The sequence below is a fragment of the Streptomyces sp. NPDC003248 genome, from assembly GCF_055563235.1.
This window is the reverse complement of sequence record NZ_JBVHDT010000005.1, coordinates 297,031-323,990: the sequence shown is the minus strand read 5'-3', so window position 1 is coordinate 323,990 and position 26,960 is coordinate 297,031. Positions and strand designations below refer to the sequence as shown.

Annotated in this window: 22 protein-coding genes and 6 tRNA genes; 9 read left to right on the top strand and 19 right to left on the bottom strand. The window is 73.1% G+C overall.

Annotated features, from left to right (window positions below; translation table 11 throughout):
• Positions 1 to 41 precede the first annotated feature (41 nt).
• From ACZ3KJ_RS15435 to ACZ3KJ_RS15405, 7 genes are all read right to left on the bottom strand, one after another.
• On the bottom strand, positions 42 to 2,780 hold the full coding sequence (locus ACZ3KJ_RS15435; protein WP_467527229.1) for an exo-rhamnogalacturonan lyase family protein: 2,739 nt from the start codon (positions 2,778 to 2,780) through the stop codon (positions 42 to 44).
• A 104-nt stretch (positions 2,781 to 2,884) separates the two neighbouring features.
• Positions 2,885 to 3,475, bottom strand: a complete 591-nt coding sequence (locus ACZ3KJ_RS15430; protein ID WP_467527227.1) for a hypothetical protein — start codon at positions 3,473 to 3,475, stop codon at positions 2,885 to 2,887.
• Between the two features lie 10 nt (positions 3,476 to 3,485).
• On the bottom strand, positions 3,486 to 4,361 hold the full coding sequence (locus ACZ3KJ_RS15425; RefSeq protein WP_467527226.1) for a carbohydrate ABC transporter permease: 876 nt from the start codon (positions 4,359 to 4,361) through the stop codon (positions 3,486 to 3,488).
• The gene (locus tag ACZ3KJ_RS15420; protein ID WP_467527224.1) at positions 4,358 to 5,314 is read right to left on the bottom strand and encodes a carbohydrate ABC transporter permease; all 957 of its coding nucleotides are present in this window, start codon (positions 5,312 to 5,314) and stop codon (positions 4,358 to 4,360) included. Before ACZ3KJ_RS15420 ends, ACZ3KJ_RS15425 begins: the two co-directional genes overlap by 4 nt.
• Positions 5,315 to 5,328: 14 nt before the next feature.
• On the bottom strand, positions 5,329 to 6,615 hold the full coding sequence (locus ACZ3KJ_RS15415; RefSeq protein WP_467527223.1) for an ABC transporter substrate-binding protein: 1,287 nt from the start codon (positions 6,613 to 6,615) through the stop codon (positions 5,329 to 5,331).
• A gap of 1,207 nt (positions 6,616 to 7,822) precedes the next feature.
• Positions 7,823 to 7,894: transfer RNA gene (locus ACZ3KJ_RS15410), tRNA-Val, on the bottom strand.
• Positions 7,895 to 7,969: 75 nt separating this feature from the next.
• Positions 7,970 to 8,428: a TIGR02611 family protein gene (locus ACZ3KJ_RS15405; protein WP_467527222.1), complete on the bottom strand. Its 459-nt coding sequence runs from the start codon at positions 8,426 to 8,428 to the stop codon at positions 7,970 to 7,972.
• 191 nt (positions 8,429 to 8,619) lie between these two features.
• Between ACZ3KJ_RS15405 and ACZ3KJ_RS15400 the strand changes: the two genes are divergently transcribed.
• Both ACZ3KJ_RS15400 and ACZ3KJ_RS15395 read left to right on the top strand, forming a co-directional pair.
• Entirely contained in the window at positions 8,620 to 9,033 is a 414-nt protein-coding gene (locus ACZ3KJ_RS15400) for an SsgA family sporulation/cell division regulator (protein ID WP_004002642.1), read from the top strand.
• A gap of 229 nt (positions 9,034 to 9,262) precedes the next feature.
• Positions 9,263 to 9,823, top strand: coding sequence for a CGNR zinc finger domain-containing protein (locus tag ACZ3KJ_RS15395; protein WP_467527221.1), 561 nt, complete (start codon positions 9,263 to 9,265; stop codon positions 9,821 to 9,823).
• 149 nt (positions 9,824 to 9,972) lie between these two features.
• On the opposite strand, the gene ACZ3KJ_RS15390 is transcribed toward ACZ3KJ_RS15395, so the two are convergent.
• Both ACZ3KJ_RS15390 and ACZ3KJ_RS15385 read right to left on the bottom strand, forming a co-directional pair.
• Positions 9,973 to 10,125, bottom strand: a complete 153-nt coding sequence (locus tag ACZ3KJ_RS15390) for a hypothetical protein (RefSeq protein WP_187750717.1) — start codon at positions 10,123 to 10,125, stop codon at positions 9,973 to 9,975.
• A 346-nt stretch (positions 10,126 to 10,471) separates the two neighbouring features.
• Positions 10,472 to 10,918, bottom strand: a complete 447-nt coding sequence (locus tag ACZ3KJ_RS15385) for a hypothetical protein (RefSeq protein WP_467527220.1) — start codon at positions 10,916 to 10,918, stop codon at positions 10,472 to 10,474.
• Positions 10,919 to 11,493: 575 nt separating this feature from the next.
• Between ACZ3KJ_RS15385 and ACZ3KJ_RS15380 the strand changes: the two genes are divergently transcribed.
• Positions 11,494 to 12,039 carry a DsbA family protein gene (locus ACZ3KJ_RS15380; protein ID WP_467527218.1) on the top strand — a complete coding sequence of 182 codons (546 nt, stop codon included), beginning with the start codon at positions 11,494 to 11,496 and terminating at the stop codon, positions 12,037 to 12,039.
• 132 nt (positions 12,040 to 12,171) lie between these two features.
• Here ACZ3KJ_RS15380 and ACZ3KJ_RS15375 read toward each other — a convergent pair whose 3' ends face one another.
• From ACZ3KJ_RS15375 to ACZ3KJ_RS15365, 3 genes are all read right to left on the bottom strand, one after another.
• Entirely contained in the window at positions 12,172 to 12,996 is an 825-nt protein-coding gene (locus ACZ3KJ_RS15375; protein ID WP_467527216.1) for a GNAT family N-acetyltransferase, read from the bottom strand.
• A gap of 273 nt (positions 12,997 to 13,269) precedes the next feature.
• Positions 13,270 to 14,091, bottom strand: coding sequence for an aminotransferase class IV (locus ACZ3KJ_RS15370; RefSeq protein ID WP_389519694.1), 822 nt, complete (start codon positions 14,089 to 14,091; stop codon positions 13,270 to 13,272).
• The gene (locus ACZ3KJ_RS15365; RefSeq protein WP_467527214.1) at positions 14,088 to 15,131 is read right to left on the bottom strand and encodes a chorismate-binding protein; all 1,044 of its coding nucleotides are present in this window, start codon (positions 15,129 to 15,131) and stop codon (positions 14,088 to 14,090) included. Before ACZ3KJ_RS15365 ends, ACZ3KJ_RS15370 begins: the two co-directional genes overlap by 4 nt.
• 189 nt (positions 15,132 to 15,320) lie before the next feature.
• Here ACZ3KJ_RS15365 and ACZ3KJ_RS15360 point away from each other — a divergent pair.
• The 5 genes from ACZ3KJ_RS15360 (at position 15,321) to ACZ3KJ_RS15340 (ending at position 15,775) form a co-directional block, all read left to right on the top strand.
• A tRNA-Gly gene (locus ACZ3KJ_RS15360) sits at positions 15,321 to 15,393 on the top strand.
• A 39-nt stretch (positions 15,394 to 15,432) separates the two neighbouring features.
• Positions 15,433 to 15,506, top strand: a tRNA-Cys gene (locus tag ACZ3KJ_RS15355).
• Position 15,507: 1 nt separating this feature from the next.
• Positions 15,508 to 15,579: transfer RNA gene (locus ACZ3KJ_RS15350), tRNA-Val, on the top strand.
• Positions 15,580 to 15,597: 18 nt separating this feature from the next.
• A tRNA-Val gene (locus ACZ3KJ_RS15345) sits at positions 15,598 to 15,669 on the top strand.
• 34 nt (positions 15,670 to 15,703) lie between these two features.
• Positions 15,704 to 15,775: transfer RNA gene (locus ACZ3KJ_RS15340), tRNA-Val, on the top strand.
• Between the two features lie 124 nt (positions 15,776 to 15,899).
• On the opposite strand, the gene ACZ3KJ_RS15335 is transcribed toward ACZ3KJ_RS15340, so the two are convergent.
• From ACZ3KJ_RS15335 to ACZ3KJ_RS15320, 4 genes are all read right to left on the bottom strand, one after another.
• Positions 15,900 to 16,190, bottom strand: coding sequence for a TFIIB-type zinc ribbon-containing protein (locus ACZ3KJ_RS15335; RefSeq protein ID WP_467527212.1), 291 nt, complete (start codon positions 16,188 to 16,190; stop codon positions 15,900 to 15,902).
• 81 nt (positions 16,191 to 16,271) lie between these two features.
• Entirely contained in the window at positions 16,272 to 17,210 is a 939-nt protein-coding gene (locus ACZ3KJ_RS15330; RefSeq protein ID WP_467527210.1) for a phosphotransferase enzyme family protein, read from the bottom strand.
• A 329-nt stretch (positions 17,211 to 17,539) separates the two neighbouring features.
• Positions 17,540 to 17,725 carry a hypothetical protein gene (locus ACZ3KJ_RS15325; protein WP_467527208.1) on the bottom strand — a complete coding sequence of 62 codons (186 nt, stop codon included), beginning with the start codon at positions 17,723 to 17,725 and terminating at the stop codon, positions 17,540 to 17,542.
• Between the two features lie 91 nt (positions 17,726 to 17,816).
• Positions 17,817 to 18,137 carry a hypothetical protein gene (locus ACZ3KJ_RS15320; protein ID WP_467527206.1) on the bottom strand — a complete coding sequence of 107 codons (321 nt, stop codon included), beginning with the start codon at positions 18,135 to 18,137 and terminating at the stop codon, positions 17,817 to 17,819.
• 196 nt (positions 18,138 to 18,333) lie between these two features.
• Here ACZ3KJ_RS15320 and ACZ3KJ_RS15315 point away from each other — a divergent pair, with 196 nt between their 5' ends.
• Complete coding sequence (locus tag ACZ3KJ_RS15315; RefSeq protein WP_467527442.1) at positions 18,334 to 19,797, top strand: serine/threonine-protein kinase; 1,464 nt, start codon at positions 18,334 to 18,336, stop codon at positions 19,795 to 19,797.
• A gap of 167 nt (positions 19,798 to 19,964) precedes the next feature.
• Here ACZ3KJ_RS15315 and ACZ3KJ_RS15310 read toward each other — a convergent pair whose 3' ends face one another.
• The 3 genes from ACZ3KJ_RS15310 to cobT all read right to left on the bottom strand — a co-directional run bounded on the left by ACZ3KJ_RS15310 (position 19,965) and on the right by cobT (position 26,743).
• The gene (locus tag ACZ3KJ_RS15310) at positions 19,965 to 20,783 is read right to left on the bottom strand and encodes a TrmH family RNA methyltransferase (protein WP_467527204.1); all 819 of its coding nucleotides are present in this window, start codon (positions 20,781 to 20,783) and stop codon (positions 19,965 to 19,967) included.
• Positions 20,784 to 20,848: 65 nt separating this feature from the next.
• Positions 20,849 to 22,099, bottom strand: a complete 1,251-nt coding sequence (cobA, locus tag ACZ3KJ_RS15305; RefSeq protein ID WP_467527202.1) for a uroporphyrinogen-III C-methyltransferase — start codon at positions 22,097 to 22,099, stop codon at positions 20,849 to 20,851.
• Positions 22,100 to 22,411: 312 nt separating this feature from the next.
• On the bottom strand, positions 22,412 to 26,743 hold the full coding sequence (cobT, locus tag ACZ3KJ_RS15300; protein ID WP_467527200.1) for a nicotinate-nucleotide--dimethylbenzimidazole phosphoribosyltransferase: 4,332 nt from the start codon (positions 26,741 to 26,743) through the stop codon (positions 22,412 to 22,414).
• Positions 26,744 to 26,960: the final 217 nt, after the last annotated feature.

Sequence of the window (26,960 nt, the reverse complement as noted above, 5' to 3'; positions counted from 1 at the left end):
TGATCCGGCCGACGCGGATCACCCCCTTCGCCCCCGGCCGGCTACGACGGCATCTTGTCGCCGAGCAGTGCCAGGTTCTCGATGGCGGCGAGGCCGTACAGCGCGGTGTCGTTGGTGGACACCCAGGCCGCCTCGCTGCCCGGCACCAGGGTGACGGGGCCGCTGAGTGCCTCCGTCTGCCAGGGCGCGGACTCCTTGTAGCCGTCGGAGTTGTAGAACTTGTCCCAGGCGCGTGCGGCGAGCTTCTCGTCCCCGGTCTGCACGGCCGCGTACGCGTCGAGGCGCGAGTGGCCCTGGAAGAGCAGCAGGGTGCCGAAGTTGGAGCCGTAGCGTGCCGCCTGTTCGGTCTTGCTGGCGTTGAAGTAGCGGCAGTAGTCGTAGTAGGCCTCGTTGAACTTCGGTATGTCGACGAGGTGGATGAGTTCGGCGCACAGCTCGTTGAGGCCGAAGACGGCGGAGAGGTGGGAGACGCCGACGACCGGCGTCGTGGCGACGGCGAACTGGCCGGTGTCGAGGTCGTACAGGCCGCTGCCCTGCACGAAGCCGTTCGGCTGGGCGGCGATGCCCTCCATCGTCGACAGCACGCGCGCCTTGGCCTTCTCCCACTTGGGGCCCTTGCGCTCCCACTCCGTCAGCCAGGCCGACACCAGACCGCTCCAGTCGGTGCCGAAGCCGATCGACAGGGCGTGCCGGTCGGGGGTGTAGGTGTCGGTGCGCACCTTGCGCTGCGGGTCGAGGACGAGGAAGGTCTCGTCGGAGTCGACGTTGGCGTGCATGAGGTCGCCGACGCGTTCGTCGGCGGTGAGGAAGTAGTAGTAGCGGCGGTAGGTGGTGTTGGCGATGCGCTGCTGCTTGGCGCTGTCGGCGTAGTGCTGGACGCCGTGCCGGGTGCCCAGGCCCGCCCACTGGCCGATGTGGTAGACGTCGACCTCGCCGGTGTGCCGGGTCATCGCCTCGGCGAAGCGGAAGATGTCCGCGCGGCCGGAGCGCAGGTAGGCGAACCAGAGCCAGAGGTCCGGCGACAGCTCGGAGTTGTCCCAGGCGTAGCCGCCGATGTCGTACCGCCACTGGTGCCGGACGGTGTCGTAGGTGTGCATGATGTCGCCGTAGTCCCAGAAGCCGTACCAGCGGCGCTGCTCCACCTGGTCCTTGTAGTAGGTGAAGAGGAAGTCGAGGTGGTCCTCGATCTTGGCCTTGGCGGGGGTGGAGCGGTCGGGCTCGGAGTAGAGGCCGGGGCCGAAGACCTTGGCCTTGATGAGCTGCTTGGGCGGGGCGGCGAGCTGGGGCAGGACGCGGACGGCCTCGACCTGCTCGGCGAGCTTCTCCGGGGTCGGGGTGGCCTCGTTGGCCCAGAAGAGGAGTTCGGAGGTCCGGGCGATGCCGTAGGGGGTGCCGAAGCCGGGCTCGTAGTCCTCGTAGGTGATGTTGAGGCCTTCGAGCTGCTCGGCGTAGGTGTCCTGGCCCATGCCGTCGTGGTAGAAGCGCAGGTCCATGGGCTGCGCCTCGGGCGACCAGAGCCAGAGGGTGACCTCGGCCTCGTCGGTGTGGGCGTCGCGGATGTCGAGCTGGGCGGGGAACTTCTCCCAGAAGTCCCTGAGGCCGAAGGAGAGGCCGCCGCTCACGCCGCCGACGTACCCGAACCCGGAGGCCCGCTTGCCGCCGCCGGCGCCGATCCAGCCGTAGCCCTTCTTGGTGCGCTTGCGCAGGGTGAAGCCGTCGGCGGAGAGCTGGGAGAGGGTGTAGTCGCCCCACTCGGGGATGTACTGGAGGCGGGTGGTGACCCGCTGGTCCCAGGTGGAGGGGTCGGGCAGCTTCTCGCCCGCGTACTGGGCCGCCTGGACGGCCGCGCCCGGGTCGCGGCGCAGGCCGGTGATGCCCTTGACGGCCTCGCGGAGCAGGCCGGTGCCCTCGCCGCCGATGCGGATGTGCCGGTCGTAGGACTCGTCGCGCATCGGGACGGTGAAGCGGACGCCGAGGCCGCGGATGAAGTCGCCGCTGGCCTTTCCGGGCTCCTGCGTGCCGTCGAAGGTGATGGTGTGCACCATGCGGAAGGAGTCGGCGCCGGCGTAGAAGTACAGGCGGATGGAGAACGGCAGCCAGCTGCGGCTGCCCTTGCGGTGCTTGCCGTCGATGCGGACGACCGCGCGGACCGGGCCCTCCTGCTCGACGGTGACGTCGGAGATGGCGCCGTCGAAGCGCTCGGTCTTGACGCTGCCCTGGTCCTCGTCCTCGATCTCGGGCTGGCGGATCAGGACCAGGCGGCCGTTCTTGGCGATCTCGGTGGAGCCGCGCTTGACCGACTTGATGAGGGTGGCGCCGTCCTTGCCGATCTTCGCGGTGATGACGCCGGTGGAGACGTCGACGGTGCCGCCGCTCTTGTCGACGGTGACCTTGTTGTCGGGGGCGGCCGGTGTGCCGGCGGCGAGGGTGAGCTTGCCGGTGCCGGAGCTGACGGCGTGGGCGGTCCACTTCAGGGACCCGTCCGGCCAGTAGGCGATCGGCCAGGACTGTACGGGCACGTCCTTGCCGTCGGCGTCCGTCAGCGCGAAGGTCTGGTCCTCCTGGTAGGTGCCCATCGGCCAGGGCACGCCGAGGGTGGAGCCGGGGGCGGCGCCGAGGCCGCCGTCCTCCAGCCAGTCCAGGGTCACCGGGTCGTCGTCGGCGGCCGCGGCTATCGGCGCGGCCTGCGCGTCCTTCGCTCCCAGGGCCCAGCTGAACTGGGCGGCGGCGCCGGCGACGGCTGCCGCCTTGAGGAGGGACCTGCGGGGGATGGGAGACATGGGATGCAGCCTTTCCTTCCGTGCGGGTGCAGGGGGGTGGTCAGGGGCATGACAGAGAGAGGTACGGCGCCCGGGGCGCCGGACCGACAAGGGGGCACCGCCCGTCAGCGGCGCCGGTAGCGCTCCTCGACGGCGACGGCCGCCGCCGCGACGGCCCCCAGGACGGGGACCGCCAGCGGCGCGACGAACATGCCGGACAGGGCGACCACGGCGAGCCCGGCGGTGAGCAGAAAGGATCCGGCAGGGTCGAGCACGGTACGGCGGCCGGCCTGGGCGAGCAGCGGGCGCCAGGAGTCACCCGGCGTCCACACCGCGGCCGCGCGCATCCCGGCGACCACGCACCCGATCAGGGCGAACAGGCCCACGGCCCCGACGAGCGGCCCGCCGGGGAGCCCGGCGCGCGCGGCCTGTACGTCGATCCAGACCGCGGCCGCCGCCACCCAGCCGGTGAGCCCGACGACCCACCCCGCGCGCACGGCCGCCCGGAAGTCCGCGACGAAGTCCCGCCAGCCGCCGCCCTCGTGACGGGCCCGTCGCCGCAGATGCCGCGCGCCGGCGGCGAAGGCCGCGGGGTAGGTGACGACCCCGAGACAGGCCACGGCGATCCACACGCCGGTGAGCAGGGACTCGGCGAAGAGCGCGAAGCGCTCGCCGAACACGGACTCCTTGCGTGCCTTCACGCGTGTCTGCGCCATGGTGACCGTCTCAGCCCTTCAGTCCGGACGTCGCCATACCGTCGATGAGGTAGCGCTGGAAGGCCATGAAGAAGGCGATGACCGGCACCAGCGCCACCAGCGACATCGCGATCATGCTGCCGTAGTTGGAGATGCCCTCCTGGTCGCGGAACATCATCAGGCCGAGCGAGACCGTGTACTTCTCGGGGGTGTTGAGGTAGATCAACGGCCCCATGAAGTCGTTCCACGCGTTGATGAAGGTGAAGATGGCGCTGGTGATGATGGCGGGGCGGCACAGGGGCAGCACGATGGACCAGTAGGTCCTCAGGTGCCCGCAGCCGTCGAGCTTGGCGGCCTCGTCCAGCTCACGCGGCAGCCCGCGCATGAACTGCACCATCAGGAAGACGAAGAACGCCTCCGTGGCCAGGAACTTGCCCGCGACGAGCGGCACCAGCGTGTCGACGAGTTCCAGGTTGCGGAACATCACGTACTGCGGGATGAGCAGCACGTGGTACGGCAGCAGCAGCGTGCCGATCATCAGCGTGAACAGCAGGTTCCGCCCGGCGAACCGGATCTTGGCGAAGGCGTACGCGGTCAGCGAGCTGGACACCACGACACCGACGACGGCGAGGACGGCGTACATCAGCGAGTTCACGAAGAAGCTGCTGATGGAGATGCCGGAGATGCCGTCGGAGAGTCCGGAGAAGTTGGCCCAGACCGGCTTGGTGGGCAGCAGGTCGAGGCTGGCGATGATGTCCTTGCTCGGCTTGAACGAGGCACCGACCACCCAGACGACCGGGTACAGGACGACCGCGAGGACGGCGAGCGCGCCGACGTGCCAGGCGATCGATCCGGTGCGCCGCCGCTCGCTCGCGGTGCGCGCCACAGGGCTGGTGGCAGTGGTCACTTGGCGGCCTCCTCGTAGTGCACCCACTTCTTCTGCGACCAGAACAGGACCGCCGTGACGAGCGCCACCGCGACCACCAGCGTCCAGGCCATCGCCGAGGCGAAGCCCATCTGGGCCTCCTTGAAGCCCTTCTGGTAGAGGTAGCAGGTGTAGACGAGCGTGGCGTCGGCGGGCCCGCACCGGGTGTCGGAGACGACGTACGCGGAGCCGAACACCTGGAACGCGTGGATCGACTCCAGCAGCACGTTGAAGAACAGCACCGGGGAAATCATCGGCAGCGTGACGTTCCAGAACCTGCGGAAGGGGCCGGCCCCGTCCATCTCGGCGGCCTCGTACAGCTCCCGCGGGACCTGCTTGAGGCCGGCCAGGAAGATGACCATCGGCGCGCCGAACTGCCAGATGCTCAGGGCCACCAGGGCGTAGAGGACGTAGTCCGGGTTGCCGATCCAGCCACCCACGTCGAGACCGAAGATCTTCTGCGTACGGTCCACGACCGCGTCGTCCGAGAACAGCGCCCGCCACACGAAACCCACGGAGACGCTGGCGCCGATGAGCGAGGGCATGTAGAACGCGGCCCGGTACAGGCCCTGTCCTCGCCGCTTCTGCGCGAGCAGCAGCGCGACGCCGAGCGCGAGCAGGAGCTTCAGCGGCGTGGCCACGACGACGTACTTCAGCGTGACCTGCACCGACTTCTGCCAGCGCGGGTCCTGGAACATCGTCGTGAAGTTGTCCAGCCCCACCCACTGGGGCGGCGTGAACAGGTTGTAGCTGGTGAACGCGTAGTACAGCGACGCGATCATCGGCCCCGCCGTGAGCAGCAGGAACCCCGCGATCCACGGCGACATGAAGAGATAACCGGCGAGGTTCTCGCGGCGCCGCCCGCGGCGCCCGGCGACGGGAGCGGCGGACCGCTTCCCGGCCGAGCGCGCGGGCGCTTCCTTGACGAGCGTCATGGTGGTACGTCCCCTCAGCCCGCGAACGCGGCCTTGGCCTCGGCGAACAGCGTCTTGGCGGCGTCGGCGGGCTTCGTCTTGCCCTGGGCGACCTCACCGCCGATGCGCAGGAAGGCCGCCTCGACGACATCGGCGCCGGACGGGTGCGGGGTGATCTTCCCGAGCACACCGGCCGCGGCGACCTCCTCCTCGTACGCCTTGACGCCCTTGTTGTTGTCGTCGGTGGGGGTGAACGCCTCGTACTGCTCGGTCGTGGCGAGGATGCCGCGGTCGTAGCCCATGATCTTGCCGACCTCGGGGTCGTGCACCATGAAGTCGATGAACTGCGCGACCTCCTTGGGGTGCTTGGTCCCGGAGAAGGCGCTGAGCATCAGCGAGCCGAGGTACTGGCCGGTGTTCTTGCCGTCCGTGGTGGGGATCGGCGCGAGCCCGTAGTCCGACTCGCCCTCGCCCTCGTAGCGGATGGAGAAGTTGTCCCAGGTGAACTCGGACGCGGCGAGGCCCGCCGACAGACCGGACTTGGGCTTGGCCTGCTCGATCTTCTTCGGATCGGCGACGAGCCCGGACTTCACGCGCTTGTAGCCGTCCTCCCACCACTGCGTCAGGTCGTCCTGGGTGAAGCCGAGGTCGGAGTCGGTGAAGAAGGCCTTGCCGTTCTGGCGCAGGTAGAGGTCGTACAGGTACATGATGCTGAAGTAGCCGGTGTCGCCGGCGATCTTGGCCTTGTCCTGAATGGTCTGGAGCGCGTCGAAGTACTCGTCCCAGGTCCAGCCGAACTTCGCCTCGACGCCCGCCTTCTTGAAGGCGTTGAGGTCGATGACGAGCGACATGGTGTTGGCGCCGACGGGTATGCCGATCTGCTTGCCGTCGACCTGACCGTTCGCCAGAACTCCGTTGCGGAAGTTCTCCAGGCTCAGATTGCCCGCGTCCGCCTGCGTCTTGAGGTCCAGCAGAACACCGCGCTTGTCGTACTTGCGCAGGAAACCGACCGCGTTCTGGAAAACATCCGGCGGATTCCCGCCGGAGGCCTGGGTCTGGAACTTCTCCCAGAACGCCTCGTAGTCGGTGAATTCGGGCTTGATCTTGATCTTCGGGTACTTCTTCTCGAAGAGTGCGATCGTCTTCTTGATGGCGATGGCGCGCGGCTCGCCACCCCACCATGCGTAACGGAGCGTCACCGTCCCGTCCCCGGAACCGCTGTCGCCTCCGCATCCCGTGGTAGCGGCCAGCCCCAGGGTGGCCGCTGATGCCCCGGCCACCTTCAGGATCGTTCGCCTGTCAACATTCCTGCTGGCTCCCACAGCCGGCCTCCCCGCAGCGTCGTTGCCGCTTGCATGAATCGTTTCAAGAAAGCGCTTGCTGGCACAAGGTACGAGGGGGTCGGGAGAGCGTCAATGATTCGGACAGGAATTTCTTGACGGGCGGGCGCGGGTCGACGGCCGGGCAGGTGGCTGACATTTCGTCAGCGCCGGAGAGAAGGCGCAGGTGGGAGGCGGACGTTCGGCTCCTCGGACGGCGGGCGGGGGGCTGGCGGGGGTGTGGGAGCGGCTGGAATTCGCCGACGGCGGGGCAGGGAGGGAAGCGGGGGGTCGAGGCGACCGGGCGATGGGCGGCAGTCCGAACTGAAAGGTTCAGCGAGCTTGGCGGCGGCACGGCACAGGTCGCGCAGGCGTGACGCACAGGGAGGGACACGTGACGCACGGGGAGGGATATACGGGAAAGGTGCCGGGAGATCGGAAGGAGGTGGGGGGCGCATCGGGGCGAGCACCCCGGATCGGGGACGCAGCCAGTCAGTCGGCCTCCCCCTACCGCGACCGCGCGCCGAACCACCCGGGTCGCCTTGACGGCCATCGCGCGTCCGGCCACCTGGCTTCCCTTTGTCTCCACCGCGGGTCCGGCCATCCGGCTTCCTTTTGCCTCCACCGCGCGTCCGGCGCGTCCGGCCACCCGGCTCCCCTTTGCCTCCACCTGTCCTCCCCTGCCGCCACCGCATGCACGGCCCTTCCGACCCTCGGCGCCCCCGCACGGGAGGCGCGCCGGCCGACTGTGCCGGGGCAGCACCCTGTGTCGAGATGACGGCCACCGCCAGGGTGACGGCGTGTGCCCGAGCGGCAAGGATGGACCACGACGGCTCAGCCCGCCACCCCGACCGGAGAGGAATGCCCTTGCAGGGCCCTGTGCCCTCTCGGGCCCTCCCGACAGCCTGTTTCAGCGGCGTCCTCCGGTCCGAGGTGCCGTGCCAGGCCCAGGCGGCCCGGCACGAGCCCTCCGGCGGGTTAACGCGCCGCTGACGGCGGACGGAGCCGGCCTGCGACAGCGCGCCGGGGGAGGCGCCCGATGGCACGCGGGGAAGGCGCCCGATGGCACGCCGGGGGGAAGCGCCCGATGGCACGCCGGGGGGAAGCGCCCGATGGCACGCCGGGGGGAAGCGCCGGATGGCACGCCGGGGCGTGATGGGTATACGACGGCGGCCCGTCTGCTCTGTCGCAGACGGGCCGCCGTGCCGGGTGGGCGATACTGGGTTCGAACCAGTGACCTCTTCGGTGTGAACGAAGCGCTCTCCCACTGAGCTAATCGCCCGGGCGCAGGAAGAACATTACCCCATGTCAGGGGGTGCCTGTGACCGGCCTGCCGGTCCGTGCGCCCTGCCCCGGATCACTGGTCCTCGATGTTCCAGGGCATCTCGAAGCCGAACTTCCACACGTAGATACCGACGATCACCGCGATGATCAGGAGACCGATCGAGGTCAGGATGATGTTGCGCCGCCGCACCTTCGGGTCGAGCGCACGCTGCGCCGCCTCGGTCACCTTGCGCTTGGTCCAGCGCAGGACCAACTGCGCCCAGACGAACTCGGTCGCCCAGATCGCCATGCCGCCGAAGATCACGATCCAGCCGGGTCCGGGCAGCGGCAGCATGATGATGCCGGCCACCACGACCGCCAACCCGACGATGAAGATCCCGACCTGCCAGCTCAGGTGCAGGACGCGGCGGGCCTTGACGAATTCCGGCGCCCGGGAGCCGAGCGCCTGCTCCTGCCCCTGCTCCGCCCCGCCGGTCCTCGCGTCCTCCGCCGCCATGGCTACCTCGCCCGGCTCGTCACTCCCCGTATTCATACAGGCCAACCCTACCCGAGAGATTCCGGTCACCGTAATGGTGGTACTCCCCGAACGATCTCTCGGCCGGAAGGGTTACATAAAGGCACGCAAAACACTCAGAGGGGTTTACAACGGCACCGTAGGTGGCATGTCGATTTCGCCGACGTGCGAATCCCCGAGCGCACACTGAGCGAAAGGCCCTGGCGCTTATGAACACCACGGTCAGCTGCGAGCTGCACCTGCGCCTCGTTGTGTCGAGCGAGTCCTCCCTGCCTGTCCCCGCAGGCCTGCGGTACGACACGGCCGACCCCTACGCCGTGCACGCCACCTTCCACACCGGAGCCGAGGAGACCGTCGAGTGGGTGTTCGCCCGCGACCTCCTCGCGGAGGGCCTGCACCGGCCCACGGGCACCGGCGACGTCCGTGTCTGGCCGTCGCGCAGCCACGGTCAGGGCGTCGTGTGCATCGCCCTGAGCTCTCCTGAGGGCGAGGCTCTGCTCGAGGCCCCGGCGCGGGCCCTGGAATCCTTCCTGAAGCGGACGGACGCGGCTGTGCCCCCGGGCACGGAGCACCGCCACTTCGACCTCGATCAGGAGCTGTCGCACATCCTGGCGGAAAGCTAGGGCGAAGCTCCCACTGAGCCGCCCGGCGCCGTCCACTCGGGGAGACGGCTCGGGCCAGGACAACCGCATAGGGCACATGCCGGCGCCGCGCCACGGGTCACCGTGGTGCGGCGCCGGCACGTCGGTGCGTGTCCACGGTGTCGACGGGCCGTGGCTCGGCGGCCCGGTGCGGCTACCATCGGCCAGCATCGGCGGGCGTCCGCCCGACCCCCAGGCCAGGGAGCGAAACGTGCTGATCACCCACGACACCCGGTGTGCACTCGATGCCGTGGTGGATCTGGTCAACACCGCACCGGAGGACGACACCGCGCAGGACGGGTTGCCGGACGTCGCCGCCCTCGCGGACTTCGTACGAAAACACGAGATCAGTGACGTCGGTGTGCTCTCCGGCTTCGACCTCTCCGCGGTGCGCAAGATCCGAGCACGGTTCGCGGGCATCTTCGCGGCGCCCGACGCCCGCGCCGCCGCCACACTGATCAACGAGCTGGTGGCCGCCGCCGGCACCACACCCCAGCTCACCGATCACGACGGCTACGACTGGCATGTGCACTACTTCGCGCCGGGTGCGTCGATCGCCGATCACCTGGCGGCCGACTGCGGGATGGCGCTGGCCTTCTTCGTGGTGGCCGGTGAACAGGAACGGCTCCGGCGCTGCGAGGCCCCGGACTGCCGGCGTGCCTTCATCGACCTCTCCCGCAACCGCTCCCGCCGGTACTGCGACAGCCGCACCTGCGGCAACCGCCTGCACGTGGCCGCGTACCGCGCACGCCGGAAGGAGGCCGCGGGCTGAGCAGCCGCCGGACCGCTCCCGGGTCGGGGACCGTCGATCGCCGTCTCCCCTGGTCGGCCGATCCGGTCGCCGGGCCGTCGGGCGGATCGCGCCGGGGCCCCGATGCCGACGCGGCCCCGGCGGGTGGCGCCGGGTACCGCGGGTACGGCTCACAGCAGCAGCAGGTCGTGCAGCGCAGCCATGAGCAGCAGACTCCCGATCACCGCAAGGAAGATCATCAGCGGTGGCTGGGAAAGGGCGAAGAGGCACCCGCGCGGCTCGTCCTGAGGTGGCGCGGCATCGCTCTGTGTCGTGTCCAGCATCTCGCGGGCGATGATGACGCAGGCGGCACCGGCTACGCGATCAACACGCCCGGATTGAGCGGGTGTTCGCCGTTTTAGTAAGGTCGACTTCCGGCCGTGATCATTTTCGCGCGGGTGTGGCTCGACTGTGTCGCTTCAGATGCGAATGCTGTGCCGACCTGCGCCGGATCGCTTCTCGCACACCGGGCGGGGCCGTCCGGGCCGCCTCCCGCAGACGCCGGGCAGGACCCGGGCCGTCTCCCGCGCGGGGTGCCGATGCCAGGCGGCGTACGAGCCGGTGCGGTCGGCACAGCCGGTGCCGGCGGTGCCGCCGGGGCGGCACCCATTCACCCGGTACGCCACCGCCTCATATGCCGTGCTTCTTCAGGATGGCCTCGATGTCGCTGAAGTCGTCCGCCGCGGTCTCCCTGGGCGTGGCCCCGGGACGGGACGCCGGGCGGGAGCCCTGTCCCAGGGAGGGCGCGGAGACTCCGGGGGCCACGGCATCGGGCTGTGCGGTCCGCGCCGCCGCCTTGCGCTCCTTGCGGGTACCGCCTCCGCGGCGGCGCTCCACGGCCCGGGTGGTCGCGAAGAGCGCCCAGGCCAGGCCGAGCACACCGAAGCCGGCCCAGGCCACGGGACTGAAGGCGGTGTCCGCGACCCACTCGACGGCACCGGTCATCACGAGGCCGAGCGGGACGAGTGCGTAGGCCGCGATCCGGGCGGCCTTCAGGAAGCGCTTGCGGTAGGCCGTGATCGCGGCGATGCCCAGGCCGGCCGCGGCGACGGCGGAACAGACGGTCTCGGCAATCATCCGGTCCTCCAGGCGACGGTGACGCACTCGGGCAGGGACGGCTCGGCGCCGCGGTACGTCAGCGCTTCGCCCCTCCCATCCTGCACCTGCGGGGTGTCCCCGGGCCATGGATCCGAGCGGACATCAGGGACATCTCGGGGTCGGCTCCTCCGCGGGCCTCGGCTTCTCCGAAGGTCCCGGCCCCTCCGCGGGTCGGCGCCGCGCAGCGTGCGGGTCGGCGTCCCGGTCGGGGAGAGCGGTGCGGCTCGGCCCGCCCCGCGGCCTCAGGGCCCGGCCCACGGTCGCAGCAGCCTCAAGGGGGGCGCAGGGCGAGGGCCTGGTCCGGGTGGGGCGGCGCAGGCGAGAGCCCGGACGCGGCGGCGCAAGCGGGCCCCGTCCTAGTCAGAGCGGCGCAAGCGGGGTCCCGTCCCAATCTGAGCGGCACAAGCGGGGCCCCGTCCTAATCAGAGCGGCACAAGCGGGAGCCCGGTCCGGATCGGGGCGGCGCAAGCGGGAGGCCGGTCCGGATCAGGACGGCGCAAGCGGGGGTCCGGTCCGGATTGGGGTGGCGTGGCGTGGGCTGGGAGACTGATGCCATGAGTGACTCCTCCCCCGCCTCCGCCCCGGCGCCCGCGGCCGCCCGACCCTCCGCGGTCGTCCTCGACGTCTGGTGCGAACTGCAGTGCCCGGACTGCCACCGCGCCCTCGACGACCTCCACGCCCTGCGCGAGCGCTACGGGGACCGCTTGGAGGTGCGGCTGCGGCATTTCCCGCTGGAGAAGCACCAGCACGCCTTCGCCGCCGCGCAGGCCGCCGAGGAAGCCGTGGAGCAGGGCAAGGGCTGGGCGTACGTCGAGGCGGTACTGGGCCGGGTCGAGGAGCTGACCCGCGGGGGAGAACCCTTCCTGGTCGAGGTCGCCCGGGAACTGGGCCTGGACGCCGAGGAGTTCGACACCGCGCTCATCGACGGCCGGCACATCCTGATCGTGGACGCGGACCAGGCCGAGGGCAAGGCGATCGGAGTCACCGGCACCCCGACGTATGTCATCGGCGGTGAGCGCCTCGACGGTGGCAAGAGCCAGGAGGGACTGCGCGCGAGGATCGAGGAGATCGCCGACCGACTGCTGACCGGACAGGGCTGACCCACCGGGCGCGACCGGGTGCCGACAGGGCTGGTCCACCGGGCGGGGCCGGGCTCGACAGGGTTGACCCTCCGGGCAGAAAACCGGGCCTGACCAGGGGTGACGCGCGGGGCGGGAGGGACCGGGCCGGTCTCAGAGCAGGTGCTTGTGCAGCGAGTAGCTCACCGGGACGTAGCCGAGTGAGGCGTAGAGCCGCTCGGCGGGGGTGTTGCCGGCGAAGACGTTGAGGCCGATCACGTGTGTGCCGGCGGCGGCCGCCTGGGCCTCCGCCAGCAGCATCAGGGTCCGGCCGTGGCCACGGCCCCGGAAGGGCTCGGCGGTCTCGACGTCGTAGACGTAGGCCTTGTCCCCGCGGAACGACACCCACAGGCTGCCGACCGGGGTGTGTTCGTGCTCCAGGACGCTGAACAGCGTGTCCTCCGTCGCCAGGCGCCGCGGCAGCAGCACCTCGTGGTCCCGTAGCGACTTGGCGAACGCCTCGTCCTCGGGCACGCCCTGGTCGAGCCAGACCTGGGCGTAGCCGGGGACGGCCCGTTCGTACCACCGCTCGAACTCGGGCTCCGTCATGGGCCTGGCCCGGCTGCCGGCGGGCAGCTCGGGCACGGCCGTGCCGAGGGGCTTCTCCATGCCCCGGTTGCGCTGGACGTAGCCGAGCGCGGATGCCAGCCGCAGTGCGGCCTCGGCGTGGGCGGGCACCCTGGTCTCGATCCGGGCGCACCCCCAGCTCCGGGCCACCTCCTCCGCGGCGAGCGCGGCCACCGTGGCCCGGCCGCGCCCGCGGTCCGGTTCCTCGATGCGCAGATCCGCGATCCGGGCGACACGGGGGCCGAAGGACACGGACGTCGAGAGGTGGATCGCTCCGACGGGACGGCTGTTCACGCACACCTGGTAGTGGCGGGACAGTGCCCCGTCCGCACCGTGCTGGAGCGGCTCGGTCGGCCGCAGGGTCGTCGTCATCACGGGTGTTCTACCCACTGTCGCGCCCCGGGTCAGCCGAATATACGCGGACGCGATGGACGCGCACGAACCCCGGGGGGACGCCTCCGCGCGAACGCCCCGGACGGACGGCCCCCTGAAACGGCCTGGCACGGACGGCCCCGGGGCACGGCCGGGCACGGACGGCCCGTACGACCACCTGTACGGACGGCCCCGACGACCGCCGGGCACGGAAGCCTCCGTGGAAGCACCGGCCACGGGCGCGTGCCGGTGGCCGCCCGGCCCCGCCGCCCGTCACGGGTCGAGGTCGTCGCCCGCCCGTTCCTCGAAGACGCGCATCGCCTTGGCGGTCACCGGGCCCGCCGCGCCCGGCAGTTCGCGGCCGTCGACGCGGTGCACGGCCTGGACGTCCCGCAGGGTGGAGGTCAGGAAGACCTCCTCGGCCCGCTGGAGCACCTCCAGGGGCAGATCGGTCTCCTTGGCGCCGGTCCACTCGACGGTGAGCGCCCGGGTGATGCCCGCGAGGCAGCCGGAGGCGAGCGGCGGGGTGTGGATCTCACCGTCCAGGACGACGAAGACGTTCGATCCGGTGCCCTCGCAGAGGCGGTCGGCCGTGTTGCCGAACAGGGCCTCGGAGGCGCCCTCTTGGTGCGCCCGGGCCAGCGCGACGACGTTCTCGGCGTACGAGGTGGTCTTCAGGCCGGTGAGCGCGCCGCGTTCGTTGCGGGTCCAGGGGACGGTGATCACGGCCGTGGAGTCGGGCCGGCGGCTGGTCTCGCCGAGGGCGACGACCAGGGTCGGGCCGTGCTCGCCCCGGTCGGAGCCGAGCGGGCCGTGGCCGCCGGTGTAGGTGATGCGCAGCCGTCCCAGCGGCATCGGGTTGGCCTCGAGGACCGCGGCGCAGGCGCGGCGGACCTCGTCGTGGTCGGGGTCGGGCAGCCCGAGGCCGCGCGCGGAGCGGGTCAGCCGGTCGAGGTGGCGGGTCAGCGCGAACGGCCGGCCGTCCACCGCCTTCACGGTCTCGAAGATGCCGTCGCCCACGGTCAGGCCGTGGTCGAAGACGGAGACGCGCGCGGACTCGCTGTCCCGCAGCCCGCCGTCGAGCCATATCTTCACGTCAGGGTCCTTCCATCCACCTCGTACGTCCCCGACGCTACCCCGAGCAGCCGGGCCGCCTTCAGCTCGGTCTCCCGCCATTCCGCCTCGGGGTCGGACCCCCAGGTGATGCCGGCGCCGGTGCCGAAGCGCAGGACTCCTTCCGCGCGGTCGATCCAGAAGGTACGGATGCCGACGGCCAGCTCGGCGGTGGCGCGGTCGGCGTCGACCCAGCCGATGCCACCGCAGTACGGGCCGCGGGGCGCGGTCTCGAGCGCGTCGATGATCCGCAGGGCGCTGGACTTGGGGGCGCCGGTGACGGAGCCGGGCGGGAACGCGGCGTCCAGCAGCTCCGGCCAGCCCGCGCCGTCGCGCAGCTCGCCGCGGACGGTCGACACGAGGTGGACGAGACCGGGGTGCTTCTCGACCACGCACAGGTCGGGGACGGTGACGCTGCCGGTGAGGCTGACGCGGCCGATGTCGTTGCGGACCAGGTCCACGATCATCACGTTCTCGGCGTGGTCCTTGTCGAGGAGGTCCGCCTCGGTCCGCCCGGTGCCCTTGATCGGCCCCGACTCCACGGCCCGCCCGTCCCGGCGCAGGAACAGCTCGGGCGACGCGGTGGCGATCTCGACGCCGTGCCCGGGCAGACGGATCGTTCCCGCGTACGGCGCCGGGTTGCCGCGGGCCAGCAGGGCGGTCAGGGCGTCCACGTCGGCGTCGGGTGCCACCGGCGCGGAGAGGACGCGGCAGAGGTTGGCCTGGTAGACCTCGCCGGCCGCGATGTGCTGCCGTATGCGGCGCACGCCGGCCGTGTACGCGGCGCGGTCCAGGGACGACGTCCAGCCGTCCGCCGCGGGTCCCCGCCACTCCCCCGGCACGGGCGCGGGCACCGGCTCGACCCGTACGTCCGCGAAGCGCGCGCAGAGCAGACGCCCCTCGAAGTCCGCGCAGACGGCCCAGAACCCCTCGGAGTCGAGGGCCGCGGGATCGTCGGTGACGTCGAGGAGCCCGGTGGCGACGCGGTCGCCGAAGCGGGCGAGAGGAGGGAGGTCGAGCACGCTGTCGAGTCTAGGGCGGGCGTCCCGGCGGCGGCCCGGGCACGTCCCGAGGGGGGCCTGAGCAGGCGCTGTGGCCGGTACCTGGGGAGACGCAGCGCAGCACGCTGCACAAACGCGTTTTTGTACTGGCCGAGGAATCCGCTAGAGTTCAACACGTCGCCGGGACGCGGAAGCGGACCGAAACGACAGGCGGACGTAGCTCAGTTGGTAGAGCGCAACCTTGCCAAGGTTGAGGTCGCGAGTTCGAGCCTCGTCGTCCGCTCGAAGGAACGAGGGGATCTTCCCGAACCCCTGCACTCCTGGTGGAGTGGCCGAGAGGCGAGGCAACGGCCTGCAAAGCCGTCTACACGGGTTCAAATCCCGTCTCCACCTCCAAGGACGATTAGCTCAGCGGGAGAGCGCTTCCCTGACACGGAAGAGGTCACTGGTTCAATCCCAGTATCGTCCACTGGATCTTCGGATCCCCGCGCGATTAGCTCAGCGGGAGAGCGCTTCCCTGACACGGAAGAGGTCACTGGTTCAATCCCAGTATCGCGCACGCAGCACCCACGGCCCGCGGGTCGTGGTCCCGAGGACGATTAGCTCAGCGGGAGAGCGCTTCCCTGACACGGAAGAGGTCACTGGTTCAATCCCAGTATCGTCCACACACCGGAGCCCCCGGCCGTTCCCACGGCCGGGGGCTTCTCCGTGCGCAGCTGCTGCAAGTGCTCCGAGCACCACGCGCGCCGCAAGTGCCGCGGAGGGGGCGGGCCGGGTGGCCCGCCGTGCTCAGCTGGAGAAGAGCATGTGTCCGAAGCTCTTGTTGCGGTGGTGACCGTAGTGCCCACCGTGGCCGCCGTGCGGGGCGCCCCAGGCCGGGGCGGGCGGGGCGGCCGGCGGGTAGGCCTGCGGGGCGGCCGGGGGCGGCGGGGCCGGCTGCGACCACTGCGACTCCAGACGGGTCAGCGCCTCCAGTTCGCCGTAGTCGAGGAAGATCCCGCGGCAGTTGCTGCACTGCTCGATCTGGACGCCGTTGCGGTTGTAGGTGTGCATCGGAGCGTGACACTTCGGACACTGCATGGTTCGGCTCAACTCCTCGCCGGTCGGTCCTGCTTCGCCTATCGCCGGGACAGACTCTGTCCGGCCGCGGTCGGTTGCACCCTACTTGGCGGAGTTCGGCGCCAACTGAGGAGGGAGGGAGCCCATTCGGGCACAGGCGTCGACGAGACCCCGCTCGACCTCGTCCAACGGCCGTCCGCCCCCCGCGAGCGCCTTGGTGAGGGCACGGGCCGCGCTCTGGACGGTGAGGGCGCGGGCCGGGACGTCGAGGTCGGGCCAGGGGTCGCCGTCGGCGGGGACGGCGGGGCCGCCCGCCTGCCGGTAGGCGGTCAGGAAGCGGGTCCACTCCTCGGGCGGCAGCAGACCGCAGGCGTACCAGGCGGCGGGACGTGCGAGGTCCCAGGCGGGGACGCCGACGCCGAGATCGTCGACGTCGATGAGGCACCAGGGGCCGTCGGGGGCCGGGTGGCGGACGAGCTGGCCGAGGTGGAGGTCGCCGTGGCAGACGGTGGTGCCGTCCGGCATGGGTGCCTCGGCGCGGGCCCAGGCGGGCAGGGTGTCCCAGGCGCGCAGGACGTCGGCCACGGCCGGGTGGGGGCCGGCGGCGCGCAGGCGGGCCACGGCGCGGGCGGCCTTGGCGGGACCCCGCATCGGCGGCAGCGGGGTGGGCGCGGCCGCCCGGTGCAGACGGGCGAGGAGGGTCCCCGCGGCCTCCCAGGGGGCGGCGTCCGGGTCGTCCGCGTCCACCGGGGTGCCGTACGGCCAGAAGGTGACCAGCCGGCCGTGGAGGGAAGCGGGCGTCGGGGTGAGCGGCGGGAGGAGGACGTCGGGCAGGCGCGCGGCGGTGACGAGGCGGGGGGCGAGCGCGCCGGCGTCCGTGTCCGGGGCGTGGGCCTTGGCGACGGTGCCGGCGTGGCGGACGACGGTGGCGTCGGCGCGGTCGGCGAGCGTGGCGGTGCCGCAGGCGCAGTCGTCGACGGACGGATGGGCGGAGCTGCGCGCGCGGGCGGCGAGCGCCGGGAGCAGGGGGACGGCTGGCATGGGACTCCCTCGGCGGCGCTCGACGTCGGTTCGTTGGCGAGGGTACGTGGCCGGAGGAGAGAGTCCGCCGAGGGGCGGGGACGGAGACGACGGTCTCCTCCGCGGCTTCAGGCGGGCAGGGAGCGGTCGGGTACCGGGAACGCCGGGCGAGGTGCGCGAGGTGCGCGGCACCGGCACCGCACGGGTGGCAAGCGTGCCGGGAAAGGGCAATGCCGGCGCAGCTCCCCAGCTGCGCCGGCATTTGTGCCGTCCGCCGCACCCCCGTCCCCACGGGGTTTCATGGGTGGATGTCCCCGCCCGGACCGCTCTTCCGGGCCTGGGGTCGCCGCTCAGCGCCCCAGCATCACGCCCACGGACGACGCCTGTGTGGTCACTGTCTCCCAGCCGTCGAAGACGACGAGGAGCAGGACCGCCAGAGGAAGGGCCATCAGCGTCGCCACCAGGGGGTGGCGGCGGGCGCGGGGCGCGGTGCGCTCCTGGCCGCGGACGAGCGTCCGCGGTGCCGTGTAGGCCATGGTCCCTCTCCTGACCGTGTCGGTTGTCGTCGGCAGCGGCGGGCGTCTGACCTCGGGGGACGAGTGCTGCACCCGCCGCTTGACCTCCAATCTAGGCGCGTGGCGGAGGGCGGGCGTCATGCCCTCGTACCGATTGGCGGGCCTCCCGGAGGATGAGCCGTGACCTGGGACGTACTCCCCTGGGTGGAGACGGGGGCCCAGGTCTCGGGGTCTTCCCGGAGGGGCCGTCCGGTACCGGGCCGCTTTCCCGAGTTGTCCTCTCGGGGGGACCCCTCAGGGTGACGTCACTCACTTCCACCACCCCTCGGCGCACCGCGGTCTCCACCCTGCGGCCTGCCCTGCTCGCCGCCACCTCGTACGTCCGTGTCGTGCCGCAGGCGTCGACGGCACTCTCCATCCGGTCACCCTTCATGGGGGCAATCCCCTTTCTGTGAAGCGCCGTTGAGGTGCCGGAGGCGGCAAGGCACCGCCGGCCGCGAGCCCCCTGACCACTCTTCAAGTGGCCCACCGGGCACTGACAATCCGCCGGGCCGAGAGGGCGCGGCCTCTGCGCGCGGACGGCTGTGGAAACGTAAGCTGTGCCACGTCACACGGACCGGGCAGCGGGGATGAACATGGCGATGATGCGCCTGAGGCGCGAGGACCCGCGCGTCGTCGGCTCGTTCAAGCTTCACCGACGGCTCGGCGCGGGCGGGATGGGCGTCGTCTATCTGGGGTCCGACAAGAAGGGGCAGCGGGTCGCGCTGAAGGTGATCCGGCCCGATCTGGCGGAGGACCAGGAGTTCCGGTCGCGGTTCGCGCGGGAGGTCTCGGCGGCGCGGCGGATCAGGGGCGGGTGCACCGCACGGCTGGTCGCGGCGGACCTGGACGCCGACCGCCCGTGGTTCGCCACGCAGTACGTGCCCGGCCCCTCACTCCACGACAAGGTCAACGACGACGGCCCCCTGGGGGCCGCCGAGCTCGCGGCGATCGGGGCCGCGCTGTCCGAGGGGCTCGTCGCCGTCCACGAGGCCGGGGTCGTGCACCGGGACCTGAAGCCGTCGAACATCCTGCTCTCCCCCAAGGGGCCGCGGATCATCGACTTCGGCATCGCCTGGGCGACGGGGGCCTCGACGCTGACCCACGTCGGTACGGCGGTCGGCTCGCCCGGTTTCCTGGCGCCCGAGCAGGTGCGCGGCGCGGCGGTCACCCCGGCGACCGACGTCTTCTCGCTCGGTGCCACGCTCGCGTACGCCTCGATGGCCGACTCCCCCTTCGGGCAGGGCAGTTCCGAGGTCATGCTGTACCGGGTGGTGCACGAGGAGCCCCAGCTGCACGGCGTACCGGATGCCCTGGCCCCGCTGATCCGGGCCTGTCTGGCGAAGGACCCCGAGGAGCGGCCCAGCACCCTGGACCTGTCGCTCCGGCTGAAGGAGATCGCGGCCCGCGAGGCCCACGGGATGACCGAGGTCCGGCCGCCCGTGCCACGGGCCAGTGAGGCGGACCGGCCGACCGGACGGCTGACCGATCCCGGTTTTCCGCAGCCCACGCTGCGCCGGCCCGGCACTCCGGTGCCACGGGGCGGGGTGCCGTCCTCGCGCGGGGCGGTGCCGCCTCGGGGAGGCGCGCCCTCGCGGGGCGGTGGCGCCGCGCCGGGCGGGAGCGCCTCCCGGGGCGGGAGCGGCGCGCGGGGCGGCGGTGTGCCGCCGTCGTCGCGGTCCGGGGCCCGCCCCACTCCGACCGGCCGCACCGCGCGCGCCGCACGCGGCACCCGGTCCGGCAGCGGCAGCCGGCCGGCGCCCCGCGGCACCTCGGGCCGTACGGCGCCGCGCTCCACGGGGACCGGGCTGCGGCCGGCCAATCCGCGGCTGCTGCGGCAGCGGTTGTTCGTCTTCGTCGTCGTGACGCTGCTCGTCGCGCTCGGCATCGCCGTCGTCCAGGGCTGCCAGGGTCCCGCCCGGGGACTCGGGGGCGGCGACGGCGTCGTGAAGGACCAGCGGCAGGGACAGGGGCAAGGGCAAGGTCAGGGAGTGGATCAGGGGCAGGGGCAGGAACCTGCGCGGCCGGGGGCCGCAGGCGGGTCGGCCGGGTAGGCCCCGGGCCGGGGGCGAGGGGCCGGCGTGTGGTCCGTGGTCCGGGTTCCTCGCCTCGCGGGCGCGGTGCCTCGCGGGCGCGGTGCCTCGCGGGCGCGGTGCCTCGCGGGCGCGGTGCCTCGCGGGCGCGGTGCCTCGCGGGCGCGGTGCCTCGCCGGACGACGCGCCTATGCCCGCGGGCGGCCGGTCGCCACCGCGTAGAAGGCGACCGCCGCGGCCGCGCCCACGTTGAGCGAGTCGACGCCGTGGGACATGGGGATGCGGACCCATTCGTCGGCGGCGACCAGGGCCTGGGTGGACAGGCCGTCGCCCTCCGCGCCCAGCATGAGGGCGACCCGGTCCATGGTGTGCGGGGCGGCCTCGTCCAGGCTGCGGGCCTTCTCGTCCGGGGTGAGGGCGAGGAGCGTGAACCCGGCCTCGCGGACCGAGTCCAGGCCCTTGGGCCAGCTGTCCAGGCGGGCGTACGGCACGGAGAAGACCGCGCCCATGGAGACCTTCACACTGCGCCGGTAGAGGGGATCGGCGCAGTCCGGTGAGAGCAGGACGGCGTCCATGCCGAGGGCGGCGGCCGAGCGGAAGATGGCGCCGATGTTGGTGTGGTCGTTGACCGATTCCATGATCACCACACGGCGGGCGGTGCGCAGGAGGTCGGCGGCCGTCGGGAGCGGCTTGCGCTGCATGGAGGCGAGGGCGCCGCGGTGGACGTGGTAGCCGGTGACCCGTTCGGCGAGCTCCGGGCTGACGGCGTACACCGGGGCCGGGAGCTCGTCGATGACGTCCCGCATGACGTCGACCCACTTCGCGGAGAGCAGCATCGAGCGCATCTCGTAGCCGGCCTCCTTGGCCCGCCGGATGACCTTCTCGCCCTCGGCGATGAACAGGCCCTCGGCGGGCTCGCGCCGCCGGCGCAGCTCGACGTCGGTCAGGCCGGTGTAGTCGCGCAGACGCGGGTCGCCGGGGTCCTCGATGGTGATGAGATCGGCCACGGGGGGTGTTACCGCCTTGTCCTGGGTGCGGTGCGAACGGCTCGGAACGGGGCTGTCGCCCGCGGTCAGGCCGGCGTGTGCGGGGGTGCCGGCGTACGCGGGCCGACGGTGACGACCTCGCCGACGACGATGACCGCCGGGGGTTTGACCTCCTGCGTACGGACCGTCTCGGCGACCGTCGCCAGGGTGGCGTCGACGCGGCGCTGGGCGGACGTCGTGCCCTCCTGGACGAGCGCCACGGGGGTGTCGGCGGGCTTGCCGTGCGCCACCAGCGTCTCGGCGATCCGGCCGATCTTGTCGACGCCCATGAGGATCACGAGGGTGCCGGTGAGCTTCGCCAGTGACGCCCAGTCGACCAGGGAGCGCTCGTCGTCGGGGGCGACGTGGCCGCTGACCACGGTGAACTCATGGGCGACGCCGCGGTGGGTGACCGGGATGCCGGCCGCGCCCGGCACCGAGATCGAACTGGAGATGCCGGGGACGACCGTGCAGGCGATGCCCGCGTCGGCGAGCGCCTGGAGTTCCTCCATGCCGCGGCCGAAGACGTACGGGTCGCCGCCCTTGAGCCGGACGACGGACTTGCCCTGCTGGGCGTGCTCGATCAGCGCGTTGTTGATCGCCTCCTGGGCCATGTAGCGCCCGTAGGGGATCTTCGCCGCGTCGATGACCTCGACGTGCGGCGGGAGTTCGGCGAGGAGGTCGCGCGGGCCGAGGCGGTCGGCGATGACGACGTCGGCCTCGGCGAGGAGCCGGCGGCCGCGGACCGTGATCAGGTCCGGGTCGCCGGGGCCGCCGCCGACCAGGGCCACGCCGGGGGTGCGGGTGCGGTGGTGCGGTGCCACCAGGGTGCCGTCGCGCAGGCCCTCGACCACCGCGTCGCGGATGGCGGCGGTGTGGCGGGGGTCGCGGCCGCGGGCGTCCGTGGTGAGGACGGCGACCGTGACGCCCTCGCTGGTGCCGGTGGCCGGGGTCCAGGCGGTCGCCGCGTCGGCGTCGTCGGAGCGGACGCACCAGACGCGGTGCGCCTCCGCCTCGGCCGAGGCACGGGCGTTCGCCTCCGGGTCGCTGGTGGCGATCAGGGCGTACCAGGCGTCGGCGAGGTCTCCCTCGGCGTAGGGGCGCCGCGTCCACGCGATCTCGCCCGCGTCCGCCATGGCCTCGACGGACGGGGTGGCCGCGGGGGACACCAGGACGATGTCCGCGCCCGCCGCGATCAGTGCCGGGAGGCGGCGCTGGGCGACCTGGCCGCCGCCGAGGACGACGACCCGGCGGCCGGTGAGGCGGAGGCCTACGGGGTAGGCGGGGTGTTCGGCCATGAGGTGCGGCTCCTCTTGCGGCGGTGCGATAGCCCTGACGTGCGGATTTTAAGCTGCGGGGGATTCTGGCGGATCGGGTGTCCGGTGGCTGGGCACGGTGGCCGGGCCGGGCGCCCGGGCAGGCGCGCGCCCAGCCGGTGCGCCCGGTCCGTGCACCCGCCCGCCCCCAGGCGCCCAGCCGTTACGCCCGGAGGTGCGGGCAGGGACGCGGGCGGGGGCGGGCCCTGACGGGCCCGGAGCGGGAACGACGCCGGGCGCGACGCCCACCGTCCCGGGTCGCCTACCGCTCGGTCACCTGCTGCCCCACCACCGCTACTTCTCGGTCACTCCGGCCGAGTCGAACGTCGCCACCTCGTGCATCGCCCGGGCCGTGCTCTGGACCATGGGGAGGGCCAGGAGGGCGCCGGTGCCCTCGCCGAGACGGAGGTCGAGGTCGACCAGGGGGCGCAGGCCCAGCTTGTTGAGGGCGGCCACGTGCCCCGGCTCCGCGCTGCGGTGGCCCGCGATGCAGGCCGCGAGGACCTCGGGAGCGATGGCGCGGGCGACCAGGGCGGCGGCGCCGGCGCTGACGCCGTCCAGGATCACCGGCGTACGGAGGGAGGCGCCGCCCAGGAGGAGGCCCACCATCGCGGCGTGCTCGAAGCCGCCGATCGCGGCCAGGACGCCGATGGGGTCGGCGGGGTCCGGCTGGTGGAGTTCGAGGGCGCGGCGGACGACCTCGGTCTTGCGGGCGAGGGTCTCGTCGTTGATGCCGGTGCCGCGGCCGGTGACCTCGGCGGGGTCGGCGCCCGTGAAGACGGAGATGAGGGCGGCGGACGCCGTGGTGTTCGCGATGCCCATCTCGCCGGTGAGCAGCGCCTTGTTGCCGGCCGCGACCAGGTCGCGGGCCGTCTCGATGCCCACCTCGATGGCCTGTTTGGCCTCCTCGCGGGTCATGGCGGGACCGGTGGTCATGTCGGACGTGCCCGCGCGGACCTTGCGGGGCAGCAGGCCGGGGGTGGCGGGGAGGTCGGCCGCCACGCCGACGTCCACCACGCAGACCTCGGCGCCCACCTGGGTCGCGAAGGCGTTGCAGACCGCTCCGCCGCCCAGGAAGTTGGCGACCATCTGGGCCGTGACCTCCTGCGGCCAGGGGGTGACGCCCTGGGCGTGCACCCCGTGGTCGCCCGCGAAGACCGCCACGGCCGCGGGCTCCGGGATCGGCGGCGGGCACTGGCGGGAGAGGCCGGACAGCTGGGCGGAGATGATCTCCAGCATGCCGAGCGCCCCGGCCGGCTTGGTCATGCGCTTCTGCCGTTCCCAGGCCTCGCCGAGCGCCTTGGCGTCGAGCGGGCGGATGCCGGCGACGGTCTCGGCGAGCAGGTCGTGCGGGTCCTCGCCAGGCAGCGCGCGACGGCCGTACGTCTCCTCGTGGACGACCCACGACAGGGGGCGGCGCTTGGCCCAGCCGGCCTGCATCAGCTCGGGCTCGTCCGGGAACTCGTCGACGTAGCCGACGCAGAGGTAGGCGACCACTTCGAGGTGGTCGGGCAGGCCGAGGGCGCGGACCATCTCGCGCTCGTCGAAGAAGCTGACCCAGCCGACGCCGAGGCCCTCGGCGCGGGCGGCGAGCCACAGGTTCTCGACCGCGAGCGCGGAGGAGTACGGGGCCATCTGCGGCTGGGTGTGGCGGCCCAGGGTGTGACGGCCGCCGCGGGTGGGGTCGGCGGTGACGACGATGTTCACCGGGGTGTCGAGGATGGCCTCGATCTTCAGTTCCTTGAACTGCTTCGCCCGGCCCTTGGGCAGCGACTTCGCGTAGGCGTCGCGCTGCCGCATCGCCAGTTCGTGCATCGCGCGCCGGGTGTCGGCGGAGCGGATGACGACGAAGTCCCAGGGCTGCGAGTGCCCGACGGAGGGCGCCGTGTGGGCGGCCTCCAGGACGCGCAGCAGCACCTCGTGCGGGATGGGGTCGCTGCGGAAGCCGTTGCGGATGTCACGGCGTTCCCGCATGACCTTCAGGACGGCCTCGCGCTCGGCGTCGTCGTACGCGGGCGCGGCGGGGCCGGCGGGCTGTGGTGCTTCTTCCACCGGGGCCGTGCTCTCCTCCTGGTCGGCGGCCCTGGTGTCCAGGTCCTCCGGGTCCTGCGCGACGTTCGGGTCGGGCTCGGGCCCCGGCTCGGCTCCCGGCTCCGTGCCGGGGGCGGCGGCCGCCGTGATCGGGGCGTCGGCTCCGCGGGGGGCGGGGACCGTGGCGACGGGGGTCCCGGCCGCCGGGGCGGCGAGCGTCTCCGCACCGGGCTCGGCCGCCTGGGGGCCGTCCGGCAGCATGATGACGTGCGGTGCGGCCGGGGCGAGGTCCGCAGCGGTGGACACCGTGCCGTCCACCGGGACGGGCTCGCCTGCGGGTGCCTCCACCCCGGACTGCGCGGCGGGCTGCGCGACGGCAGCGGTAGCGGGGGCGGCCTCGGCCGTCACCGGGGCGGCGACGGCGTCCGGGGTCCGGGACGCCGGGTCCGCTCCGTGGTCGGGCGCCGGGGTCTCGGGCGCGGCCGGCTCCGCCTGCGGGGCTGTCTGCTGCTCCGTCGGCTGTCCGGGCTGCTGTTCCGCTTGCGGCTCGGCCTGCTGCTGCTCCGGCTCCTGTGCCGCCTGCGGTTCGGGCTGCGGTACGGACTCGTGCTCCGGCTGCGGTTCCGCGGCGTGGTGGTGCTCGGGTGCGGGCTCCACGTGGGCTTCGGCCACGGGCTCCTGCTGGGGGGCCTGCCCGGCCTCGGCGGGCTGCTGCTGGGGCGCCGGCTCGGCGGGGGTGCCCTCGGCGGGCACCTCGGAGGCGTCCGCGAGGTGGGCGTCGGGCGCGGCGGCTACGGCGACGGGTTCGGCCGGCGCCTCGACGGCGGGCTCGGCGGCTGCGGGGGCGGGCGCCTCGGGTGCGGGGACGCCGGCTTCCGCGGCGGCCGGGGAGGCCGGGGCGTCCGGCTGCTCGGCCGCAACGGCCTGCCCAGCGGGAGCGGCCTGCTCTACGGGAGCGGCCTGCGCTGCGGCAGGGGCAACCGGTTCCGGGACCTGCGGGGTCGCCGGTGCCGCCGTCTCGGGCGTCGCGGTGGCCGCCTGGACGGGGACCGCGGCATCCGCGGCGGGAGCTTCGGCGGCTGCGGCGGTAGCGACGGCCTCGGGGGCCGGTCCGGGTACGGGCGCCTCGACGGCGTCGGCCTGCGCGTCGGCCGGGGCCTCCGCGTGGGGCGCCTCGGCGGGGGCCGGGGCTGCCGCGTCGGCCGCGGGCACCGGGGGCTCGGCGGCCGGCGCCGACGCGTCGGCGGGCGCCTCCGCGACCGGGGCAACAGGGGCGGGCGGGGACACCGCCGGACCCTCGGCAGCCTGGACAGCGGGGGCCGCGTCGGCGGGCGTCTCGGCGGTGGGGGCCGCGTCAGCGGGCGTCTCGGCGGCAGCCGCCTGAGGACCGTCCACCGTACCGGCGGACAGGCCCGCGCCCTGATCGGCGGGCAGACCCGCGCCCGCAGTCTCCGCCCCGGGAACCAGGACGGGCCCGGACGGGCCCGGCCCCGGCTCCACCGGCGCGGCCTCCGCCGTCACGGCCTCGGACGGCACAGGTCCGGACGGCACGCTCCCGGACGGCACGGACTCGGCCCCGGTCTGCTCCGGCGTCTGCGCACCCCCGGGGGCACCGGCGGCGGACTCCTGTGCGTACCCGCCCTGCTGGACCTGCTCGGCCTGCGGCTCCTGGGGCCCGTCCACGGGCCCTCCCACGGCCGGCGCCGGGGCGCCGGCGGCGGCCTCGGGCACCTGTGCGGTCCCCGGCACCGGGGCGGGCACGGACTCCGCCCCCGGCGTGTGCGGCGCGGCCTCGGCGGACACCGCGCCGCCGGTCACGGCCTGCGCGCCGGCGACGGTGCCGGGCTGCGCGGCCCCACCGGGGTGTACGGCCTCCACGGGCTGCGGCGTCGCGGCGGCGTGCCCGTGCTCGTGCTCGTGCTCCTGCTGCGGAACACCGGTGGCCGCGACGGCCTGCGTGGCCACGCGGGCCACGACCGCCTCGGCCGCGCCCACCGGCTCGGGCTGCTGCGGGGCCGCCGGGACAACCGTTTCGGCGGGGGCCGCCCTCGGGACGACCGGCGCCTGGGGCGCGGCCTGGGCACCCCAGGGAACGGCGCCCTGCGGGGCCGTCTCGCGCAGCGGCTGGGCGTCGAGGTACTCGGGGCCGGAGACGGGCGGGGCGGGATGGCGTACCGGCGCTCCGGCGGGGCCGCGGTCGGCGAGGGAGCGGACCGGGCTGGCGGAGGTGTCGGGGAGGGGCGGGCCCAGGTGCAGCGGGCGGCGGGGGGTGATCGGCGGGATCGGCGTGGTGGGGGCCGTGGGCACCGTGGGGCCGGGCAGGCGGACGGCGCTGAGGTCGACCGATCCGCTGTCGCGGCCGGCCGTCTCGTGCGGGCCCGGTTCGTGCAGGGCCTCGACCACCGGCTCCGGTGCCGGCGGCGCCACCTCGTTGCCCCAGGCGCTCTGGGCGCCCGGCAGCAGCAACAGGTCCTCGTCCTCGGCTGTGGTCTCGGAGAGGTAGGTGTACGCGCCGGGTGCGGAGGCGCCCGGCTGATCCACCATGCCTGCGTTCTCCGGCAGTCCCTCGCCCGGAACCTGGCCGGTGTCGGTCATGCGTACCCCTCGCCCATCGGTTAGTGCTCCTACGACCAGCTCACCCGGAACGGCGCACCGACCGCCCCGTAGTGAAGAACGAGCGTCCGCGCCCAGCGGCACGAACGACCCGCCCGCAAAAGACGACAAAGCCATTCAGTGGCATTGTCCCGGCCCTCGTCGCGCCACGACAGGTGATCCGCGACGCTCCGTTGTGGACTGCGCCACGTTGCGCGCC